This is a genomic window from Exiguobacterium sp. RIT341, from assembly GCF_000632205.1.
Taxonomy (GTDB): Bacteria; Bacillota; Bacilli; order Exiguobacteriales; family Exiguobacteriaceae; genus Exiguobacterium_A.
The window spans coordinates 192,586-213,108 of sequence record NZ_JFYW01000011.1 but is presented as its reverse complement, the minus strand read 5'-3'; the positions used below and the strand labels follow the sequence as shown (position 1 = coordinate 213,108).

The following is a 20,523-nucleotide window of genomic DNA, read 5'->3' as shown; positions in this document are numbered from 1 at the left end:
AAACTGGATGGATTAGCTTGATTTCAATTCTAGATTCCGCTTACTTTGTAACGCATACATTTTCGCATAAATCCCGGACGTTGCAAGGAGCACATCATGGGATCCTCGCTCGACGATCCGACCATGATCGAGAACAAGAATCTCATCCGCATCCTTGATCGTCGACAAGCGATGGGCGATGATGAACGTCGTTCGTCCTTTCGTTAACGTTAACAAGGCATCTTGAATGACCGCTTCCGTTTCCGAGTCAACACTCGCTGTCGCTTCGTCAAGAACTAGGATTGCAGGATCAAACGCTAACGCACGGGCAAAACTGATCAACTGTCGTTCCCCCGCTGATAACGTGGCACCTTTTTCGATGACTGGTTCATCGAGCCCGTTCGGTAAACGATCAATGAACCGATCCGCGCCGACGGCTTCGATCGCTTGTCGTACTCGTTCTTCGGAAATATCAGGATTGCCGAGTGTGATGTTCGAGCGAATCGTTCCTGTGAAGAGGAACGGATCCTGTAAGACGATCCCCATATGCTCACGAACCGCTTGTTTCGGTAAAGTCGTCACGTCCTGTCCGTCAATCAACAACTGTCCCTTTGACGGATCATAAAAACGCATCAATAAATTCATGATTGAACTTTTCCCGCTACCCGTATGACCGACGAGGGCAATCGTCGCGCCAGGACGAGCATCGATTTGAATTTCACGTAATACGGGATTTCCCGCTTCGTAACTGAATTCGACGTCTTTGAAGGATACCGCTCCTTTAAACCGAGCAACGCGCCCTTGTTCGACCGGCTCGCCCTTTTCGTCGAGCAACTGGAACATTCGGTCCGCTGACACGAGCGCTTGTTGTAGCGGTGACAGCTGATTCATGATTTGAGTGACCGGTTCGAATAAACGGGACACGTAATCGATATACGCATATAAGATCCCGAGTGATAAAAACGATCCATTCGTCAGACTTTTTCCGCCGACGACCCAAATCAACAAGGCGAGCGTCAAGTTTTTCAAAAAGTAGGATAAGTTGTGTGACATCAAGGCATCAAGTCGTAACAACTTTGCCCGTGTCTGATAGTTCTCTTCATTCTTTTGTTCGAATTCAGCAAGAACTTCCTTCTCACGTGCATAAGCCTGAATGATCGGCATCGTCTGGATGTTCTCATTCAGTTGACCATTCATGTCGGCAACGAGTGAACGGACCTTGAAGTTATTCTTCGTCGCGAGTTTCTGGAACAGTTGAATCCAGAAATAGACGATCGGAATAATGATTAGCGAGACGAGTCCTAAGCGATAATCGAGGAAGAACATCGCGACGAGAATCCCTGCCATCGTGATGATCCCTGAGAAGACTCGTGCGAGCACACCGAGATATAAATCGCGAATCGTTTCCGTATCATTCGTGACGCGACTAACGATTTTCCCGATTGGCGTCTGGTCGAAATAACGAACCGGTAACCGTTGCAGATGCGTAAAGACATCAAGCCGCATCCGTTTGATGATTTTATGAGCAGATCGCTGGAGCAAGATTTGTTGAATCCAGTTCAAACCAGCTGCTGCAAGTAGCAAAAGAACATAGATCAAGGACAACCAGCCGATTGCTTTTAAGTCCTTTGAATAAAAATCATAGACCTGTCCTTGTGTCAGTTTTTGAATATTATCATACGTGTACACATTGTCTCCACGCGTGACCGTCATCGTATTTCCACTGATTTTCCGCTCTCCCCCACTGACGACTTGTTTTGGTACGAAAAAGTAGCCGTTGGTCGTTTGGACGATCGAGACGGATCGAACGATCTGACTTTTCGAGACATCCTGTGCTTTGGCGAACTGACGACCGTCATACGTGACCGCACCGTCTGCTTTAACTTCGACCCAGTCCTTTTCAATCGCTACGATATGTTCATCGATGATGACTTTCGCGATATACGGACCTGTCAATTCCGCACCGACTGCCAGTACGAGTAGAAACAATCCTAAGAAGATCGCTTGTTTCTCATGCATCGCATAGCGGATCAACGAACGGATCGTCGTCTTCCGACGTGCCGGATCGAGTTGATATAATTCCAATTCATTCATGCAAAGGCACCTCCTTACATTTCTTCACTTTGTCGCTCGAATTGTTGAGCGTACCAGCCATTTTGTGCCATCAGGCTGTCATGTGTTCCTCGTTCAGAAATCATTCCGTCTTGCAAGACGATGATTTCGTCCGCATGTGCCACTGCCGATAAGCGATGGGCAACAATTAATGTCGTCGATTGGTGGCGATTCGATCGAATTGAATCGATGATATGTGATTCCGTTTTCGCGTCTACCGCTGATAATGAATCATCCAGCAACAGCAACTCTGGTTTTTTTAACATCGCCCGCGCGATTGACAGACGTTGCTTTTGTCCTCCCGACAACGTAACGCCACGTTCACCGACCATCGTCTCAAGTCCTTGCTCCAGCGTCTCGATATCTTTTTCGAACGATGCGAGACGAATCGCTTCCTGCAATTCTTCTTCTGTCGCTTCACCTGCACCAAACAAAATGTTATCCCGAACAGATTTTGAAAATAGTAAATGTTCTTGTGACACATAGCCCGTCCAACCGCGAACCGTCTCTAGCGCAACATCTTCATACGGTACGCCGTTGACTGTCAACATGTCCCGTCCGATTGGATACTCACGTAAGAATTGACGCAAGAACGTCGTTTTCCCGGATCCCGTTGGTCCGACGATCCCGATCGTCGTTCCTTGTTCGATCAAAATATTCAAATCTCGTAAGACCGGATGGGCTGTCTCTGGATACGTAAACGTCAAATCGTTCATCTCGATCCGTTCAGGGCGATCGACGTGTTTCCGCGGTGTCGAAGCAATCAACGGTTTGACTCGCATCGTTGCTTCTAAGCGATCAAGACTTGCTGTTCCGCGCTGGATGACATTGATCAATTCACCAAAGGCGTACATCGGCCAGATCAGCATCCCGAGATAGATGTTAAAGGCGACCAATTGTCCGAGCGTGATGTCGTTCGTAAAGACGAGATATGTCCCGAACGATAAGCCGATCAAGTAACTAAACCCGACGAGCAACTTGATGATCGGTTCAAATAAGACATCGATTTTTGCGACATGCATGTTTTTCTCAAAAACATCCGTCGTGACATCGTCGAACCGTTTAACGTCGACTGGTTCTTGGACGAACGAGCGAATGACACGCAGTCCGGAAATCGACTCGACGACCTGATCATTCATCGTTCCGAACGAATCCTGGGCCGTGATGAAACGCCCGTGAATCTGACTTCCGAGCTTATTCATCGCGTAGGCGAGAAGCGGCATCGGTAACAAGGCAGCAAGCGTCAGCTTCCAATCGATCGCGACACCCATGACAACAAGCGTGATCGCTGTCATGTTCAACGAGTCGACAAGCGTCAAGACACCAAATCCGGCTGTCCGCTCGACCGCCTTTAAGTCGTTCGTCGCGAGCGCCATCAAGTCTCCCGTCCGATTCTTTTGATAGAATGTCGGCGTCAGTTTTAATAAGTGCGTAAAGAAGCGGCTCCGCAGCGTCCGTTCTAATAAAAAGGCCGTTCCGAATAATTTCGCTAACCATTGATACGTCAAGAGGAAGGACACGATGGAAATGGCTGTTAATCCGATGACATACTGCAAAAGTGTCGTCCGGTCCATCGACCCTGATCGTAAACCGTCGATGACCTTACCGATCAGCCACGGTGGCGTTAAATCGATGAAGCCGGTGATGATTAACAAGACGACTGCTACGAGGTACGATGATTTGTGTTCTTTAAGAAACCAACTCAATTGCTTAAATAAACGCATGAGGGTCCCCCCTTTACTGTGAAATGAACTACTTTTTCCGAGCACGCAAAAAGGCATACGGATTTCCGGATGCAGTCCGAGAATCAGTATGCCTTGAAATGGGCATGATCCATTCTTGTTCGTCTGCGCGCTCGGGAGACGAATCCCCTTGCTCGCACATGAAATGAATTACTTAAACGCGCTCAAGAGTCTCCGTCGTATTCAGCTGTTGGATATGAGTGAAACCAATTGGCTTTTTCATAGGACGGTTCCTCCTTTTCTTAGTCTGTGCGTAGAATAGCACAATTGTCGGATAATTGTCAATTTTTCGTCTTGATTGCGTCATTCTGCTTCTTCTTCTTTGACTTGTTCAAGGACTTGAGCTGCTAAACCGTATGGAAATCCTTTTCGAACAAGTGCTTGCTTCACCTTTTGTTCACGCTCGAACGGTTCAAGTTGTCGATATTTCGGATAATACTTACGCGCTTGATAAAGGGCCGCTTGTTCTTCTTCGTCCCTTTCTTCAGCTCGGAACACCTCTTCGATACCCGCCTTGATCAAGTCGGACGAGAAACCGCGTTGCATGAGTGTCATCTGTAGCTTTTGCGTCAGTTCCCGCACGGAACGCCGTTGCAGCTCTTTTTGCTTTTGCCGCAAAAACTTCAGGACTTTTTCGTATTCCTCTTCATCCGTAAACGTCACGATCGCTTCATCAATCGCTGTCTTCGGTATCTTCAATGCCTCAAGGTCGCGGCGAATCCGTCCAGGTCCTTGTGGTGTCGTCGCTTTTTTCGTTGCCGTATAAGCAAGTGCGAACTGTTGATCATCCAGATAGCGTTGCTCTGTCAATCGCTCGATTGCATGTTTGATCGCATGCTCCGGTGTCTCTTTCTCTGTTAAATACGCGACGACTTCACTCGTCGCCCGCATGCGGTACGATAAATGATTCAATGAGAGACGATATGCTTTCTGCTGTTCTTCAGCCGTCAATACTTCCTTGACGAAGTCATCATCGAGTTCTTTATCGCGTTGCAGATTGTATTTGATTAAAATATCGACGTCTACGGCAAAGGCATACTCTTCTTTGCCATCACGCTCGACATAGATATTAAATCGTTCGCTGTTCTTTTTCTGTGTCGAGATCCGTTTGATCTTCATTACATTCCCTCCTCTGACCTGACTCGGTAGTTCTACGATATCATGAACAGGCAGGTCTATGTTTGAGTAAAACCATGGAATGGGAACATATGAAAAGAAGCTACTTTTACTTATTTCAGGGAGGATGAATTACATGAACATTGCGATTACCGGTGGAACCGGTATGATTGGTCAAGCCTTGACGAAGCGTTTATTAGAGCAAGGACATCGCATCTTTATCTTGACGCGTCATCCGAAAGCGAACGATGCGCATATCACATATATCAAGTGGATGACAGAAGACGCAAAACCGGAACAGCACTTAGAGGGCGTCGATGCATTCATTCATCTGGCTGGTGCTTCGATCAACGACGGACGTTGGACGGATGAACGTAAACGCGTCATTCTCGACAGCCGCGTCAGTACGACGAAGGAGCTCGTGCGAATCGTTGAAGCACTCGATCAAAAACCAAATGTCGTTTTGTCTGCTTCTGCGGTTGGCATTTACGGACAAGATCGGCATCAAACCTTCTCTGAAGATCAACCCCTTCCACCGACCGCTGACTTCTTAAGTCATGTCTGTGTTGCGTGGGAAGATCTTGCTCGTCCGATTGCTGACGCTGGCATTCGACTCGTCCATCCACGAATCGGTGTCGTCTTGACGAAAGCCGGTGGCGCTTATCCGTTAATGCGTCTCCCTTATGTCTTGTTTGGCGGTGGGACGATGGGCGACGGTAAACAATGGGTCTCCTGGGTCCACATCGATGATCTAGTCGAGTTATTCCTATTCGCGCTTGAAACTCCGACAGTCGAAGGACCGCTGAACATCACTGCGCCTCACCCGGAGACGATGCGCCGTTTCGGACAGACGATCGGAAAAGTCTTACATCGCCCACACTGGCTCCCGGCACCACGCTTCGCATTAGAACTCGCACTCGGTGAAAAGAGTACGATTGTACTAGAAGGAGCTCGTGTCGTCCCGAAAAAAGCGCTCGAAAACGGATACAAGTTTCGGTATGCTGAACTAAAGGATGCATTACGAGCAATCGAGCATTCAAACTAGTACAGGGGTGGACGATACTTGGATATCTTAATTCGAAATGCACATATCTATCCGATTACTTCGGACAGTTTTTACGGGGACATCCGCATTCGTGATGGGAAAATCATTGAAATCGGTGAATTACTGGATCATTTAGAAGACGATCAAGTCATTGAAGCAGAAGGTCACTTTTTATTGCCCGGTTTCATCGATGCCCATACACATCTCGGATTATATGACGAAGGTACCGGAACCGTCGGAAATGATGCGAATGAGACGATTTTCGCGATGACTCCTCATCTGCGTGCCATTGATGGCGTCTATCCGCTGGATGAAGGCTTTAAGGAAGCTGTCGAACACGGAATCACGACCGTTCAAGTCATGCCGGGTAGCATGAACATCATCGGTGGCGTCACGAGTGTCATCAAAACGCACGGACGATTCATCGATGATATGATTCTTCGAAAGTATGCGGGTCTGAAGGTGGCGCTCGGTGAAAACCCGAAGCGTGTCCATAGTGCTGGTCGTGCCGGTGAACTGACACGGATGGGCATCATGGGGATGTTGCGCGAAGCCTTTCTTGAAGTTCGAACGCAACCGGTTTCCGAAACCTTCGCCCATCAAATGATCAAACGGGTCCTCGATCACAAGATGCCGCTTCGTGTACATGCACATCGAGCAGATGATATCCTTTCCGCCATTCGTTTCGCGGAAGAGTTTGATCTTGATTTACGCATCGAACATTGCACGGAAGGTCATCTCGTCGCAAAAGAGATGGAACAATTACCGATCGAAAAAGTGACGGTTGGACCAACCTTTACGCGAAAGTCTAAAATCGAACTGAAGAATAAGACATGGGAAACGTACCGGATTCTTCACGAACATGGTCTTGAAATTTCGATTACGACCGATCATCCATACACGCCTGTCCAATACTTGAACCTCTGTGCTGGTCTTGCCGCACGAGAAGGTCTACCGGTCGATGTCGCCTTACGCGCGATCACGATCCATCCAGCCCGTTCGCTCGGTGTGGACGATCGTGTCGGATCGATCGAGGTCGGAAAAGACGCGGATCTCGTCTTGTGGAGTCACTTCCCACTCGACTATTTAGCGAAGCCGCTCATGACGATGATTGATGGAAAAATCATTTTTGAACACGCTCAACTGAACTTGACTTAATCCCACCCCCGCCAGGTGTTTTTTGCACCTTTCGGGGGTTTTAGACGCTTACGGAAAACATCTTGTTTTTGTATCTTTTTTCACAAAAATTATTTTCTTGCAATTTTAAAAAAAGAAGGTAATATTATCTTATCCGACAACTGAAGAAGGCATACCATGCGCGGTTCAAACGAGTCAGACAGGTAGCTTTCGACAATCATTCTTGCGGTCCTAAAAGGAGGAATGGAAGTATGCTCAAGCAACGGGAGCTGAGCGACTGCGCTGATTTGTTCGAACTGATGCAGCATCAAGACGTATATCCGTACGTCCGCCAAAAAACACGGTACTTTGATGAATTTCTGTTTACTACAAAGCAGGCAATCGAAGAGGAAGAACGTGGTGAAATCGTATCACGTACCATCCTAGATGAATTCGATCAACCGATTGGTACGATTAGTTTACTCGATATCGAAGGACAATATGGGTTTCTCGGTACATGGTTAGGTAAACCGTATCATGGTAAAGGATACAATCATTTAGCGAAAGAAGCCTTCTTCTCTGAGCTGTTCTTCGAGCTCGGATATGAGAGTGTCTTCATGAAAATTCGCAAAAGCAATATTCGGTCACAAAAAGCAGCTGAAAAATTGCCGTATGCGTTCTGTGCGGATGAGTTGCGCCCTGCGCTTCTTGAGCAATTGAATGCTGGCGAAACACAGTTCACGCTGTATGAAGTCTCAAAATCTAGTTTCCACATGTACATTCATGGTCGGGAACTCGAAACACTATACGATCACCAACAACTCGAAGCATGAGGGCCTTGTCTCTCATGCTTTTTTGTGTCCACGCATGCGTTTCTAAAGTTTGAAATGGTATGATAAATAAGAAAACTCATCTTTATGGAAGAAACCTTTTCTTCTACAGGAAATGGAGCGAAGACTAATGCCAGAATCGTTTAACATTCTCGTAGTAGATGACGAAGCACAAATGCGTGACCTTCTCGTCTCGAATCTCGAAAAAGAACACTACACGACGATGACAGCTTCTAACGGACAAGAAGCCATCCATCTCATTCAACAAAATACATTCCACCTCGTCCTGCTCGATGTCATGATGCCAGAAATGGACGGCTTGACAGCCTGTATGCGCATCCGTGAGTTCTCAAACGTTCCGATCATCATGCTGACGGCACGTTCGGACGAACTCGACCGCATCCACGGTCTGAAAATCGGAGCTGATGACTATATTACAAAACCGTTTAGCCCACGCGAACTGCTTGCTCGCATCGAAGCGACGCTTCGTCGCTCTCACCGCTTTACAGTTGATCAATCGGCTACTTTAACGCTCGGTATGCTTGAACTCGACACGGAAAGTCGGAGTGTCCACGTCAACGGCAAACCGGTCAGTCTGACGCGCAAGGAATTTGATTTGCTGCATCTGTTCGCTCAAAACAATGATAAGGTCTTTTCTCGCGAACAGTTACTCGATCAAATTTGGGGTGCGGATTATATCGGGAACTTACGGACGGTCGATACGCATATCAAAACACTTCGTTTAAAGCTCGGGGAAGCTGGTGGCTCGATTCAAACCGTCTGGGGCATCGGTTATAAATTCGAGGAAGTATGATTAAGCGCTATACGATCCGGCGCCGGATTTGGATCACGATTTGGTTCACGAGCGTTTTTTCTGCCATTCTGTTCGTCCTGCTGACGTTTTATCTCTACGACCGGTTCTATCTTCAGACGCAAGAAGATATCTTATTGAACCGAGGGGAAAAGCTAATCAACATTTACAAGTCCGAAGGCTTATCTGGTGCTTTTTACGATGGGATGACTTATACGAATGAATTGACGGAATCGAAAGTCTTCTTCATCGATTTTCTGAAGAAAAATCCGGCAGGACTCCGTTTTTTGACGAATGTGGACATCGAACAGCTTCGTAATGGCGAGACGGTCGTCTCGAGCCGGACCCATCCGATAGAAGGAACGGACATTCTAATGACTGGATTTCCGATCATCGAAAACAATCGACTGGTCGGTACGCTGATCTTGTATCTAGAACTCGGTCAAATCAGTGAACCATTCCGCCCACTCCGCCTGATGATCTTCTTCATGATCGGACTGATCGTCTTGAATCTCGTCATCTTCGGACGACAAATCATCGATACGATCATCCGTCCGTTGATCGACATGAAGCGCGCCTCGACTGTTTATGCACAAGGTGACTTTGATTACCGGATTCCGATTCAATCGGACGATGAAATCGGAGAACTCGCAGAAACATTGAACAAGATGGCGGAATCGCTCGGTGAGGTCGACGAGCAGCGGAAGGAGTTCCTCGCAAACGTCAGTCATGAATTGCGGACACCTCTCTCCTACATTCGTGGCTATACGGAGATGATGCAGGATGATTCGCTCGAGGAAGAAAAGCGTGCGCAGTATTACCAAATCATTGAGCGGGAAACGGAGCGTCTGCAACGTCTCGTCAATGATCTGCTCGATCTCGCTCAACTTGAACGCGATTCCTATCCGATGTCGAAACAACCACTTGTCTTCAGTCAAGTACTTGAAGATGTCATTTACCGGATGGAACCGATCGCCCAGTCAAAAGGAGTCACGTTCGTGATGAATCTCGATCCGGATCAAATTGTCTTAGGCGATACAGACCGTCTCGAGCAAGTCTTCGGCAATTTACTCGATAACGCTTTACGATACACACCGCCCGGCAAACAGATCTTCTTATCGACTGAAACGATCGGCGATCGGACGCATTGTCTTATCCGGGACGAAGGAGAAGGCATTCCGGAAGAACATCTCGATCGACTGACGAAACGTTTTTATCGCGTCGATAAATCACGGACGCGGAAAGATGGCGGAACCGGTCTTGGTCTTGCGATCACAAAACACATCATCGATCGTCATGATGGGACGATTCGGTTCGACTCCGTTCTTGGAGAAGGAACGACTGTTCACATCGAGTTACCGCTTCTTCCGGATGAAGAGGATGAATTCGAATAATGGAACAACATGTCATCCAAACCTTTGAACTCTTCGGACCGTTCGCTCCATTCGTTAGTGTCTTGGTCGGTGTCGTCGTCAGTGTGCTTGGTGTCCTACCAAGTACGTTTGTCACCGCTGCGAATCTCGTCTATTTCGGTCTATGGATGGGCACATTGCTCTCCTTCATCGGTGAAGTCTTAGGTGCGGTTTGTGCGTTTCTACTATACCGAAAAGGACTGCGCTATGCCCTTCGTCGCCCACTTCCCGATCGATTCGCTCGTTTGCAACAAAAACTACAAGCACAACAAGGACATGAAGCGTTTTGGACGATCATATTACTACGGCTGTTGCCGTTCGTCCCGTCTGGCATCGTCAACATCATCAGTGCTGCTAGTAGTATCTCCGTCCTACTTTTCCTGACTGCGAGTACGATCGGAAAAATTCCAGCCATGTTAGTCGAAGTGCTCGCCGTCCATCAGTTCATGCAATCCTCGTCCATCGTTCAATGGTCGATTGCAGGTGTGGCACTCGTTGGTTATCTGATCTATCGTATTCATCAAAAACGAACACCATCGATTTAAAACTACAGGCATCTGAAAGGAAGTATTGTTCGTGGAGTTAAGACGTTTTGGAACATCTGATTTATTCGTGTCCCCGCTTGGATTCGGAGCCGGTCACATCGGTGCAGAACAGATGACGGACCGGGAAGCAGTTTATTTACTCGAACAAGCACGTGATCTCGGCATCAACCTGATCGATACGGCACGCGGCTACGGCTTATCGGAGCAACGCGTCGGACAATTTCTAAAGAATCGTCGGCACGACGTCATTCTGTCGACGAAAGTCGGCTATGATGTTCCCGGTGCGCAGGACTGGACCTTTGAAGCCGTCCGTGGTGGCATCGATCAAGCCTTACAGACGATGCAGACGGATCATCTCGACATCGTACACTTACATTCTTGTAGTCAAGAAATCCTCGCCCAAGGAGATGTCATCGACGCGCTTGAACAAGCAAAACAAGCTGGAAAAGTCCGCGTCATCGCCTATTCAGGCGATCGGGAAGACTTAGTATATGCGATCGAAACGAACCGCTTCGACAGTTTCCAAACGTCGTTCAATCTGTTTGATCAACGTGTCGATGAAGTCCTGCCCACTCTTCTAGATCACGGAGTCATCGCCAAGCGTCCGATCGGCAACGCCCCGTGGCGCTTCACGGAGCGTCCGGTCGGACAGTATGTCGAACCATATTGGGAACGTGCGCAACAACTCGCTTATCCACTAGAGGAATCCAGTTGGCTTGAAACTGCGCTTCGTTTTACAGTCTTTGAACCAGGAATCACGACGGCCATCATTGGCACGTCTCGATCCGAACATCTCGCGTTGAATCAGCAACTGATTGAGCGCGGTCCACTCCCCGCTGACCGTGTTGCTCGGTTGAAGGAACGCTTTGCTGAGTGTGACGCGACGTTCGGTTATCCCTCACAAACATGATAAAAAAAGCCCGTATGTCCACTCGTTCAAGGAGTGCATACGGGCTTGTTACTTAGAACTTTTTCTTTTTCTTCTTTTCGAGCACGACGATTGCTTCAACGTGCGCTGTTTGTGGGAACATATCGTACGGTTGGATGTATGACACCTTGTATCCTGCTTTCATCAAGTGATCACAATCACGCGCAAGCGTCTGCGGGTTGCACGAGACATAGATGATTTTTTTCGCTTTAGACGAGATCATCGCGTTCAACAATTGTGTATCGCAACCTGAGCGAGGTGGGTCGACGATAAAGACATCTGGAATCCAGCCTTCCTTCACCCAACGAGGAATCCACGCTTCGGCCTTACCGACGACATAATGCGCATGGTCGAATCCATATTGCTTCATGTGCGCATTGGCATCTTCGACAGCTTCTTCAATGATTTCCATACCGCGGACTTCTTTCGCTCCTTTAGCGATCCAAAGCCCGATCGAACCGACACCTGCGTATGCATCAACGACTCGTTCTTCACCTGTCAAAGCAGCGGCACGCGCAATCTCTTCATACATCCGCTCTGCTTGTTCGGGGTTCAACTGGAAGAAGGCACGCGGGGATAATTGATACGTGAACTCGCCCATTTCTTCCTCGATCCGTTCGACACCACGCAAGACTTCCGTTTCTTCTCCAAAGACACGTGACGTCAACTTATCATTGATGTTCAATGCGACCGAGACGACACCTGGAATGTCCATGATATCGCGCGATAAGCTCTCTAAATCACGGAAACCGTCTTTAAAGGCAACCAGCACGACTTGAATTTCACCCGTTTTGATTCCTGTCCGGACGACGATATGGCGCATGACACCGTCTTGTTTCGCTGCATGGTAAACGGGTACTTTATAGTCATTGAGTAATTTCGTGACAGCTTGGTTGACACGAAGCGTGTCCTTATTTTGGACAACACAATCGTCGATTGCGACCAGACGATTCGAATTCGCAGAATAGAGACCGCTGACGATTTCATTCCCTTGTTTCCCGACGACGAATTGTGACTTGTTGCGGTATTCCCATTCTTTCGAACCGATCGTCGGACGGATATCGGCTTTTTCGACATTCAACTTCGTTGATTTCAAGAAAGCGTTGCGAAGCATTTCTTCCTTATAACGCAATTGTCCATCGTAACTCATGTGTTGTAATTGACAGCCGCCACAGACACTATAGACCGGGCAAAGCGGTGTCACGCGGTCTGGTGATCGATCGTCTCGCTTCAAGATCTTTGCATTCGCATAGTTCGCATGAATTTCCGTGATTTCGATTTGTGCCGTTTCCCCGACGAGTAATCCTGGGATGAAGACGATTTGTCGCTCGAGCGTCGCGATCCCTTCACCGTTGATTCCCATCCGTAGACACGTGACTGAACGGACCTCACCAGTCTTTAATTTAATTTTTGTTGCCATTGATTTCATCCTTTCTCTTTACGCAAATGAAAAAGCGGTCTCAATCTACCGCTTTTTTCGTTTCTTCTTGTTCTTTCATATCCTTCGCATACCGAACGACTTTCGCCTTGAGTTGATCTAGTGATACGATCAGTCGTTCCAAATCTTCGATATCTGATGATTCATCGAGTGAATCGATTGTATGACAGAGAAGCTGCATTCTTGATTTTAGCACATTCATTTGACCAAGTTTATCAGTTCTTGCTTTTCCCATTATTCAGACTTCCTTTCTTCCGCTGGATTCCGACGTTATTTTAGCATACGATACGAAGTGGAGCACTAAAAAGGAGGAGTATCTATGTCACATTCATCACCCATCACGATCGCGAACGATCCGTGGGAAGCTTATCGCGACATTGAGCAATACGGCACGGTCCGTTTGACGAACATTGAAGTCACGACGACTAAACTGTGTAACATGCGCTGCGAACATTGTGCCGTCGGTTACATGTTATCCAGTAGCGAGTCACCTGAAATCCCTGTCGAACTGCTTATTCAACGTCTGGATGAAATCGAACACCTACGCGCCTTTTCCATTACAGGCGGCGAACCGATGCTTTCAATGAAGTCCGTCAAGGAGTACGTCGTCCCTTTACTTAAGTATGCCCACGAACGTGGCGCTAAAACCCAAATCAACTCAAATTTAACACTTCCATTATCTCGTTATGAATTAATTATCCCTTATCTCGATGTCTTGCATATCTCACATAACTGGGGAACAGCCGATGATTTCATCGATGGTGGCTTTGCGATGATGGAGCGAAAACCGTCACGTGAAGCACGAACGAAACTATTTGAAACGATGAAAGAGAATGCTCGTGTCTTGAATGCACGTGGTGTCATCGTGTCTGCCGAAACGATGATCAATAAACGGACGTTGCCACATCTTGAAGCGATCCATAAAGAAATCGTCGATATGGGCTGTGTCCGTCACGAAGTGCATCCAATGTACCCAGCTGACTTCGCGTCGATGATCGAAGCCGCTAGCTTATCCGAAATTCGCAATGGAATCCATCGTTTGCTTGACGTCCGGGATCCGAACGTCTGGATGTTGTTCGGAACACTCCCCTTCTATGCTTGTTCAATGGAGGAGGCAGATTTAGAACTGCATCGTCGCTTGCGTCAGGAGAAAAACGTATCGGTCCGAAATGACCCAGATGGTCGTTCCCGTCTCAACATCAACATCTTCGACGGTGAAATCATCGTAACCGATTTCGGTGACGAACTTGCTTCGCTCGGTACGATTCACGAGACGTCCTTCAATGATGCGTATGCCCAGTGGCAAGAGACAGAGCTGAATAAAAGTTTGTCGTGTCACTGTCCTGCAGTGCAGTGCCTTGGACCGAACGCGCTTGTGAAGAATGCTTATTACCCTGAGATTGATTTCACAAAACAAACTAGTCGGCTTTAAAAATGAAAAATAGGTTTTGAACGATGCCATCCCGGGAAAAATGTCACAAAGTAGACACATTTTGTTTTCTAAAAAGGGGTGACCGGGATGGAATGGCTTGTAGGTATTATCGCAATTATCGGCACGTTCAGTATGGTTCTGTTCATCATGATGGTTGGTATTCGTGCTTCACATAGCATTGAACATGATGAAGTCTTTGATCAGACGGATTGGGATGAACATCTCCTGCACATGCCTCGTCCGACACGGTTTGAACAAGAAAATAAATGAAACACGCCCCGGTCTCCCTTTTCGAAGTCCGGGGCGTGTTATGCTAAAAGAAAAAAGAAAGGTCGTCGTTACTTGTGTCACGTCGTTTTGCTCTCATCTTATCGATCGTCTTCATTTCCGGTTTCACACAAGGATTACTGATTCCATTACTGTCCATCTTGTTAGAACGTCAAGGGACATCTGCTTTCATTAATGGACTCAGTGCCGCCGTCCTCTATATCGGTGTCATCGTTGCCGCACCTCTTATGGAAGGTCCATTACGACGGCGTGGTTATATTCCTGTCATCTCATTCGGTCTTGCCCTTGTCGCAGTGGCTGTCTTCTTATTCCCATTACTCCCAAGCATTATCGCTTGGGTAATTCTCCGCTTCCTCGTCGGTTTCGGTGATCAGACCTTACATTATGGGTCACAAGTCTGGGTAACGTCCATTACACCAAACGAACGGTTAGGACGAACGATGTCGTTATACGGGATGGCATTCGGTCTCGGTTTTGCCTTAGGTCCTCTTGCTGCACCGCTCGTCGATGTGATCGATTGGTTACCGTTCGTGTTAACAGGGACTTTAACTGTCATCGTTCTAATTTTACTATTCCGTATACCGAACGAAAAACCATCGTCCGTCATGCCAGAGGAACTACAAAGTGCTGCTTCACGGTATCGACTCGTCCTATCGACTGCTTGGTTTACATTACTTCCTGGTTTTACATACGGTTTTCTCGAAGCCACACTGAATGCCAGTTTTCCCGTTTTTGCGACGCGTAACGGATATGGTTTATCCGAGACAAGTACCTTAATCACGACATTTGTCGTCAGCTCATTAATCATGCAGCTACCACTCGGGCGACTTGCCGATCACTTCGGAAAACGTCGGACGTTAGTCACTGTACTGTCGATTGGTTCCGTCGCTTTTCTCACTGCTTGCTTCGTCTTCGAACGTTACGGTTGGTTGTTCGCGATTTTTGCCGTCAGTGGGATGGCACTCGGCTCGACCTATTCGCTCGGTGTTGCCTATATGACAGAACAGTTACCACGTCATCTTTTACCAACCGGTAACTTACTTGCAGGGATTGCCTTCAGTCTTGGTTCGATTCTCGGACCGATCGCTGGTAGTCTGTTCGTTACACTTCCTTCCATGCTGTATTTCAGTTTATTTGTTCTTGTCTTAACGACGCTTGCGCTTCTATTGCGGTATGCAAAACGTCACGAGACACCCGAAATCTAAAAAAACGGACCTTGCGCCATCGATGCGCAAGATCCGTTTTTTATTTTACGATTCCTTCTTGTCGAAAACTCCGCCAGAGCTTATCGTCGATTGCATACGGTTGCTCCTTTGCACGCTTCAGCTCTTCTGTCTCGAGCAACACGACGACCTCTCGACCGTTGATTGACCACACTGAATCGTAACCTCTCTCCGCCTCGATGATCTCCACATCGACATCTCCGTGGGTTTCCTTTAACTGCTGACTGACGCACGTCACGACGAACCGAGCAAACTCATCACGTGGACGACGAGTGGCAATGATCTTTCGAACGATCTCATTCCGTTCCATTCGTTTTCATCTCCTTCCGTTTTATAGTCGCACTAGCCTTTCAGACAAGGCCGAATCGGTCTTTTGATGACCGTACAGAAAAAAGCCGAACAGGTCGGCTTGAGCAACGAACGATTGGAGTTACATTAATTGAAACTATTTTTACACGATTCTGAATCTTCGTCAACCTCGCTTTTGAAACCACACTGGTAAGTATGTCGAGACTAAGATACCTCCGATGACGAAGAGTAAACCGAGCAACGCTTGAGGTGGAATCGTCTCACCCAGAATCAAAGCAGATAAACTGACACCATAGATTGGTACGAAGAACATAAACAACGATACTTTACTGACTGGATTATATTTCATCAGTAGATTCCAAAGCGTAAATCCAGTCGCGGATAAAAAGGAAAGATACACAAGCATCCAGGCACTCGTAGTCGAAAAAGTAAACGGTGCAACGTGACCATCGAGAACGACGCCCGCGATGAAGAGACCGATTGATCCAATGACCATCGCCCATCCTGTCATCGGTGCCACCGGATAACGTGCTGAGTATTCTTTCGCGATCAAGTTACCGAATGCTCCGGAAACCATTGCCGCAATCAATAATCCTTCTCCAAGACCAAATGAGACACCTTGCCCACCTTGCGGCCAGTTGGCCAAGATGACACCTGTAAACCCAAGGAATAAGGCAAGTCCTTTGAATCGATTCAATCGATCGTCTTCGTACCGGAAATGAGCCAGTAACATTTGGAAGAACGAAGTCGAGCCGGCAATGATTGATCCTTGCACACCGGTTGATAAAGAGAGACCAATATAGAAAAAGACATACTGCAAGAACGTCAAAAAGAAACCAAGACGGCTATAGGCATAGGTCCGATTCTTCAGTGTAATCGTTTGTTTAAAGACGAATACACTGACGACAAGTAGCAACACCCCTGCTAAAAAGAAGCGATAGCTCGCAAACAATAGTTGCTCCCCGTATTCAGAAGACGTGATCTGTAATAATTCATAACTTTTCTTAATGAAGGGAAACGCACTTCCCCACAAAAAGGTCGTCAATAATGCAAAGACGACGAGACCAATCCGATGGGTTAAAATTTTTTGCATCTTTCTGGTTCCTTTCCTGTTCCTTTTCACTGAAGCATGGTATAGTAATTCTACAGATAATAATAATTATAATCTAGAGACAATGAAACTCATTATCAATCAGTTAAACTCATTGATATATCACATTCTCATTCTCTTTCTATAATGATTTCATTTCTCATTTACATTTTGAAAGGAGTTTTAATATGATGACTTCCACTACTACCGATGTTCAACAGCGTTCCGTATTCCGTCATGCTTGGGATGAGCATCACGAATTGATTCTAGCATTGTTTAGCGGAATATTGATTTTAGTTGCTTATGGACTCGAAAAATTCAATACGGCGTCTGCCGTTTATGTCACGTTGTACTTATCAGCATATGTGATTGGAGGATATGCGAAAGCAAAGGAAGGCTTGACGGAAACGTATCAAGAAAAAACGTTGAACGTCGAATTGTTGATGATTTTAGCTGCCATCGGTGCCGCTGCCATCGGCTACTGGATGGAAGGTGCGATCCTTATCTTCATCTTCGCGTTATCCGGTGCTCTTGAAACCTATACGATGAATAAAAATGAACGGGCGTTACAAAGTTTAATGTCCTTACAGCCAGAGGAAGCAACGCGTCTGAATGCAAACGGACAACTTGAAGTCGTTGGAATCGAGCAACTAGTAATCGGTAACCTCGTCTATGTTCGTCCCGGGGAACGCATTCCGGTCGATGGTGTCATCGTTCGTGGTCAAGCAGCAATCGAAGAAGCATCGATTACAGGCGAATCGATTCCTGTTGAAAAACAAACGGGCGATACCGTCTATAACTCGACCGTCAACATGAATGGCGTCTTGACGATTGAAATGACGAAAGCCGCTGATGAATCATTGTTCCAAAAAATCATTCATATGGTCCAAAACGCACAAAGTGAGCAGTCTCCCTCTGCTCAGTTCATCGAACGATTTGAAAGTCGTTATGTCAAAATCGTCCTCCTCGTCGTTGCCCTGATGATGGTCCTTCCTCATTACGTCGTCGGCTGGACATTCGAGACAAGCATTTATCGGGCGATGATTTTACTCGTTGTTGCTTCGCCTTGTGCGCTTGTCGCGTCGATTACCCCTGCTGCCTTGTCCGCAATCGCCGCATCTGCGAAAAATGGCGTTCTCTTCAAAGGTGGAGCACATATCGAGACACTCGGACAAGTCGACACGATCGTCTTCGATAAAACAGGGACTCTGACAACAGGTAAACCCGTCGTTACTGAAAGTCGGTACGCGGAAGGTATCGATATCCGAGCCGTCGAACAAGCGGTTGTTTCCATTGAAACCCAGTCGAATCACCCGCTCGCACAAGCGATCGTTGATCACTTAAAAACCGATGTTCGCGAACCGTCAACGTTCAAAGATGTGACAGGATACGGGATTGAAGCAACTGTCGATGGCGTCACGTATCGCATTGGCAAGCGAGCATTCCACGAAGGTCTAGACGATCCATTCGTCACGATTGAACAGTCACTGAAAGAACAAGGGCATACAATCGTTTATGTCAGCAATGGATCACAAATCGTAGCACTTTATGCATTACGTGATACGATTCGTCCGGAAGCTAAAACAGCAATCGCCGCTTTAAACGATCTCGGCATCGCGACGATCATGTTGACAGGTGATAATCCGGTCACGGCAGCAGCCATCTCGCGTGAAGCGGGTTTAACGGACTTCGTCGCTGAATGCTTACCGGAAGATAAAGTGCGCTATATTAAGCAATACCAAACAGAAGGTCGGACCGTTGCGATGGTCGGTGATGGTATCAATGATGCTCCGGCGCTCGCACTGGCACATGTCGGGATTGCAATGGGTGAAGGAACGGATGCTGCGCTTGAGACTGCTGACGTTGTCTTGATGAAAAACGATTTAGGTCGTCTTGCCTACGCCGTGCATAAAGCCCGGAAGATGAACCGGATCGTCAAACAAAACATCACGCTTGCGATCGGTGTCATCCTTCTATTGATCGCATCCAACTTGTCACAGTTCCTAATCATGCCGTTCGCTGTCGTCGGACACGAAGGATCGACGATTCTTGTCATCCTGAATGGCTTACGTCTTCTTCAACAGGATGCTTTACCAACTCTCCCACAGCGTGTATCCGAAAAACGATTAGCCGCTTAATCATTAAAAAAAACGTCTGACTGCCGCATGGCAATCAGACGTTTTTCGTCTCTTCATCCGAACGTATTCGTCGGAATCGAATCGAGTTCTGCTTGTTCCTTCAAGCGCTTTTCTTCCATCTTCTTCGGATCCGCTTTTTTCATGAATCGTTCCCATGACGCGTTCAATTCAGAACCAAGTAAGATGATCAATCCTGTGAAATAAAGCCATAATAACAAGATAACGACACTACCGAGTGAACCGTACGTCTGATTGTAGTTTGAGAAGTTCGAGACGTAGAATCCAAATCCGACCGATAGTAATTGCCAGACGATGACACCAAAGACGGCTCCTGGGATCGCCTCCTTAAAGGTAATCGGGCGCTTTGGTGCGACGCGGTAAAAGATCGACAGTATACCAATCAATAGAATCGTTGAAACGACGTAACGCAAGACCGTTAATAAGATTTTTTGCCCCATATCGATCGGGAGAACGAAATTCGCAAGATACGTGATGATTGGACCACCAAGAACGTTCAAGACAATCAATAATAACATCCCGATTCCGAGAACAATCGTGAGTAGTAAAGCAATCCCGCGTGCTGCGACAAAACCACGTGGCGAGAAATCACCATAGGCATGGTTCGCTGTCGTGATCAAGCGATCGACACCTTTTGAAGCGGACCAGATGGCAAGAATCGCACCAATCGATAACAATCCCCCCTGCGGATCCTTGATGGCTTGAAAAATCGTATCCGTGAATGTATTGACGGCCCCACCCGGTGCTAAGTCCCGGATTTGCGACTCAAGTGTCTGACGATCAATATCAAAGAACGACAAGACGGAAATGACGAAAATGATACCTGGGAAAATGGATAAAAACCAGTAATAGGCGAGTGTCCCTGCATAATCCGTAATGTTGTGATCGGACATTCGCTGCTTTAAGTTCAAGGCAAGCCCTTTAGGATCGCGTGAATGCGCCATCGTCATC

The 20,523-nt window shown here is 47.2% G+C and carries 18 protein-coding genes and 1 pseudogene; 11 read left to right on the top strand and 8 right to left on the bottom strand.

Features of this window, described 5'->3' with window-relative positions; translation table 11 throughout:
• Positions 1-12: 12 nt before the first annotated feature.
• The 3 genes from BW42_RS14665 to BW42_RS14655 all read right to left on the bottom strand — a co-directional run bounded on the left by BW42_RS14665 (position 13) and on the right by BW42_RS14655 (position 4,952).
• Positions 13-2,073, bottom strand: a complete 2,061-nt coding sequence (locus tag BW42_RS14665; protein WP_035412724.1) for an ABC transporter ATP-binding protein — start codon at positions 2,071-2,073, stop codon at positions 13-15.
• Positions 2,074-2,087: 14 nt separating this feature from the next.
• Positions 2,088-3,815 (bottom strand): ABC transporter ATP-binding protein, encoded by a 1,728-nt coding sequence (locus tag BW42_RS14660; protein WP_035412722.1) that lies wholly within the window; start codon positions 3,813-3,815, stop codon positions 2,088-2,090.
• Positions 3,816-4,136: 321 nt separating this feature from the next.
• Complete coding sequence (locus tag BW42_RS14655) at positions 4,137-4,952, bottom strand: RecX family transcriptional regulator (protein ID WP_035412717.1); 816 nt, start codon at positions 4,950-4,952, stop codon at positions 4,137-4,139.
• 133 nt (positions 4,953-5,085) lie between these two features.
• Between BW42_RS14655 and BW42_RS14650 the strand changes: the two genes are divergently transcribed.
• From BW42_RS14650 to BW42_RS14620, 7 genes are all read left to right on the top strand, one after another.
• Positions 5,086-5,994, top strand: coding sequence for a TIGR01777 family oxidoreductase (locus BW42_RS14650; RefSeq protein WP_035412715.1), 909 nt, complete (start codon positions 5,086-5,088; stop codon positions 5,992-5,994).
• 18 nt (positions 5,995-6,012) lie between these two features.
• Positions 6,013-7,152: an amidohydrolase gene (locus BW42_RS14645; RefSeq protein WP_035412712.1), complete on the top strand. Its 1,140-nt coding sequence runs from the start codon at positions 6,013-6,015 to the stop codon at positions 7,150-7,152.
• A 230-nt stretch (positions 7,153-7,382) separates the two neighbouring features.
• Positions 7,383-7,943, top strand: coding sequence for a GNAT family N-acetyltransferase (locus tag BW42_RS14640; protein ID WP_023467300.1), 561 nt, complete (start codon positions 7,383-7,385; stop codon positions 7,941-7,943).
• 127 nt (positions 7,944-8,070) lie between these two features.
• Positions 8,071-8,754, top strand: a complete 684-nt coding sequence (locus BW42_RS14635; RefSeq protein ID WP_023467299.1) for a response regulator transcription factor — start codon at positions 8,071-8,073, stop codon at positions 8,752-8,754.
• Positions 8,751-10,145: a cell wall metabolism sensor histidine kinase WalK gene (locus tag BW42_RS14630; RefSeq protein WP_052019174.1), complete on the top strand. Its 1,395-nt coding sequence runs from the start codon at positions 8,751-8,753 to the stop codon at positions 10,143-10,145. The genes BW42_RS14635 and BW42_RS14630 overlap by 4 nt, the downstream gene beginning before the upstream one ends.
• The gene (locus BW42_RS14625) at positions 10,145-10,708 is read left to right on the top strand and encodes a TVP38/TMEM64 family protein (protein WP_035412708.1); all 564 of its coding nucleotides are present in this window, start codon (positions 10,145-10,147) and stop codon (positions 10,706-10,708) included. The genes BW42_RS14630 and BW42_RS14625 overlap by 1 nt, the downstream gene beginning before the upstream one ends.
• Positions 10,709-10,739: 31 nt before the next feature.
• Positions 10,740-11,618 (top strand): aldo/keto reductase, encoded by an 879-nt coding sequence (locus tag BW42_RS14620; protein WP_035412705.1) that lies wholly within the window; start codon positions 10,740-10,742, stop codon positions 11,616-11,618.
• A gap of 52 nt (positions 11,619-11,670) precedes the next feature.
• Here BW42_RS14620 and rlmD read toward each other — a convergent pair whose 3' ends face one another.
• Positions 11,671-13,056, bottom strand: a complete 1,386-nt coding sequence (rlmD, locus tag BW42_RS14615) for a 23S rRNA (uracil(1939)-C(5))-methyltransferase RlmD (RefSeq protein ID WP_035412702.1) — start codon at positions 13,054-13,056, stop codon at positions 11,671-11,673.
• 40 nt (positions 13,057-13,096) lie between these two features.
• Positions 13,097-13,309, bottom strand: a complete 213-nt coding sequence (locus tag BW42_RS14610) for an SE1561 family protein (RefSeq protein WP_023467294.1) — start codon at positions 13,307-13,309, stop codon at positions 13,097-13,099.
• An 84-nt stretch (positions 13,310-13,393) separates the two neighbouring features.
• Between BW42_RS14610 and yfkAB the strand changes: the two genes are divergently transcribed.
• The 3 genes and pseudogenes from yfkAB to BW42_RS14595 all read left to right on the top strand — a co-directional run.
• Entirely contained in the window at positions 13,394-14,506 is a 1,113-nt protein-coding gene (gene yfkAB, locus BW42_RS14605; protein ID WP_035412699.1) for a radical SAM/CxCxxxxC motif protein YfkAB, read from the top strand.
• A gap of 87 nt (positions 14,507-14,593) precedes the next feature.
• On the top strand, positions 14,594-14,776 hold the full coding sequence (locus BW42_RS14600; protein ID WP_035412697.1) for a hypothetical protein: 183 nt from the start codon (positions 14,594-14,596) through the stop codon (positions 14,774-14,776).
• Between the two features lie 71 nt (positions 14,777-14,847).
• Positions 14,848-15,999 (top strand): annotated as a pseudogene (locus tag BW42_RS14595) (MFS transporter); the annotation flags it as partial.
• Between the two features lie 40 nt (positions 16,000-16,039).
• Here the strand turns inward: BW42_RS14595 and BW42_RS14590 are convergent.
• Both BW42_RS14590 and BW42_RS14585 read right to left on the bottom strand, forming a co-directional pair.
• Entirely contained in the window at positions 16,040-16,327 is a 288-nt protein-coding gene (locus BW42_RS14590; RefSeq protein WP_023467290.1) for a hypothetical protein, read from the bottom strand.
• Positions 16,328-16,489: 162 nt separating this feature from the next.
• Positions 16,490-17,419 (bottom strand): DMT family transporter, encoded by a 930-nt coding sequence (locus tag BW42_RS14585; protein ID WP_035412693.1) that lies wholly within the window; start codon positions 17,417-17,419, stop codon positions 16,490-16,492.
• Between the two features lie 188 nt (positions 17,420-17,607).
• Between BW42_RS14585 and BW42_RS14580 the strand changes: the two genes are divergently transcribed.
• Positions 17,608-19,554, top strand: coding sequence for a heavy metal translocating P-type ATPase (locus BW42_RS14580; protein WP_369792037.1), 1,947 nt, complete (start codon positions 17,608-17,610; stop codon positions 19,552-19,554).
• A gap of 53 nt (positions 19,555-19,607) precedes the next feature.
• Here BW42_RS14580 and BW42_RS14575 read toward each other — a convergent pair whose 3' ends face one another.
• Positions 19,608-20,516, bottom strand: coding sequence for a YihY/virulence factor BrkB family protein (locus tag BW42_RS14575; protein ID WP_035412690.1), 909 nt, complete (start codon positions 20,514-20,516; stop codon positions 19,608-19,610).
• Between the last annotated feature and the right edge of the window lie 7 nt (positions 20,517-20,523).